The following is a 1,867-nucleotide window of genomic DNA, read 5'->3' as shown; positions in this document are numbered from 1 at the left end:
GCCTTGCAGGCGCAGAAGCCGACCCGGATGGCGCCGCGCCGTCGGCAGTACGAGGGTGACGAGCCGGATCTGGAGGCTGCGGTGCAGTTTATGGTGGAACGGCGCGCCGGGCGCTCGCCTAAAGCCAGCATTTACCAGCAAAGACGACCGCAACAGCGGGACACTTCCGTACTGCTTCTTGCCGACCTCTCCACCTCCATCATGGCAGAGGCCGGAGATTCCGGGGTACGGGTGGTGGATCGTCTGCGCGCGGCCATGCTCCTTTTCGGCGAGGCACTGGTAGAAGTGGGTGATCCCTTTGCCCTCTATGGCTTCGCCAGCAAATATCATGACGAGGTATTGCTCTACCCTATCAAGCGCTTTGCCGACAAGTTTGATTCCCGGGCGCGGGCCTTGCTTGGCGGCTTGTCCGGGCGGTTGGCGACACGCATGGGGGCAGCCATCCGCCATAGCGCGCGGCTCATGCTGCGCAGTCCGGCGCAGCGACGTTTGCTGCTGATTCTGTCGGACGGCCGTCCCGCAGATTATGACGACGGCGGTGACTTTCGCTATTTGCAGGAGGATACGCGCATGGCGGTGAAGGAGGCGCAAGACCTGGGTGTTCACGCCTTTTGTATCAGTCTCGATCCGCGTGGTGGCGAATATCTGCCGCTGGTTTTCGGGCCGGGGCACTATCTCGTGTTGCCCCATCTCGACAGCCTGCCGACGCGTCTACCGGAGATTTATCTGCGCCTGCGGGGCCACAGCGTGTGACGGGTGTGGCGCAGACGGTTGCCAGCAGAGTGAACGAGCGGGGGATGCTGCGCCCGCAGATCGCCGCGACCCGCCCGGCGGTCTTCGTCGGGGCGGCGCGTTACCGGCGGGCGAGCTATGGGGGTAACCATCCCCTGGCGATTCCGCGGGTGTCCCTGACCCTGGACCTCATCAACAGTTACGGGGCCATGGCACCGGAAGAATATCGGCAGGGCCGCCCGGCAAGTCATCGGGAGCTCTTTGGCTTTCATACGAAAGAGTACATACAGGCCTTTGAGCGGGCGCAGTTTCGCGGTGGTGTGCAGGACAGCGATCGTCAGCGTTATCAGTTGGGTACGCTGGAGAATCCCTATTTCCCCGGTTTTTTCGATACGCCCTCCCTGGCTACCGGTTCCAGTGTGCTCGCGGCGGAAGCCGTGCTGGAAGGCGCAACCGCCTTCAGCCCTGCGGGCGGGATGCACCATGCCGCACCGGGTCAGGCGCGCGGCTTCTGCTATCTCAACGACCCGGTGCTCGCCATTCAGCGCCTGCGCCGCGCCGGTCTGCGGGTGCTGTACTGGGACATGGATGCCCACCACGGTGATGGGGTGGAGGCGGCCTTTGTGGAGGACCCGGACACCCTGACGGCCTCCCTGCACATGGATACGGACTACGCCTATCCCTTTCAGGGCGGTAAGCTCACCGACTGGCCGGGACTGGCGGTTAATCTGCCTTTGCCCAAGGAGGTGAATGACAGCGAATATGCGCTGGCTTTTGCCGAGTTATGGCCTCGTGTTTTGCAGCGCTTCAGCCCTGATGTCGTCGTTCTGCAGGCGGGCACCGATATCCTCGCACCGGATCCTTTGAGCAAGTTTCGGGTTTCCAACGGCTTGTTCTGGCAAGTCGTGCGCCAGATCGTGGCGGAAAGTCCGCGTCTGCTGGTCCTAGGCGGGGGCGGTTATCATCCCGTTGCTTTGGCGCGCTGCTGGACCGGTCTCTGGGCCATTCTGAGCGGACGTTTGTTGCCCGTGGAATTACCCGCGCCTGGGCAAGCGCTGCTCCAGGCGGTCGAATGGGAACTGGACGATGAGGATGCGCCAGACTATCGTCAGCAGTTCCTGAGTCTGGAAGATGC

Annotated in this window: 2 protein-coding genes; both read left to right on the top strand. The window is 63.0% G+C overall.

What is annotated here, in order from left to right:
- Window positions 1-753 (top strand): nitric oxide reductase activation protein NorD (locus AC2VNK_RS09795; RefSeq protein ID WP_486883614.1); only part of this gene is annotated, 753 nt, incomplete at its 5' end.
- Window positions 754-797: 44 nt separating this feature from the next.
- The coding region (locus tag AC2VNK_RS09790) for an acetoin utilization protein AcuC (RefSeq protein WP_486883613.1) at window positions 798-1,867 on the top strand (1,070 nt) is incomplete at its 3' end.

The sequence above is a fragment of the Acidithiobacillus sp. TH-A35 genome, assembly GCF_057473505.1.
This window is presented reverse-complemented; position numbering and strand designations above follow the sequence as displayed.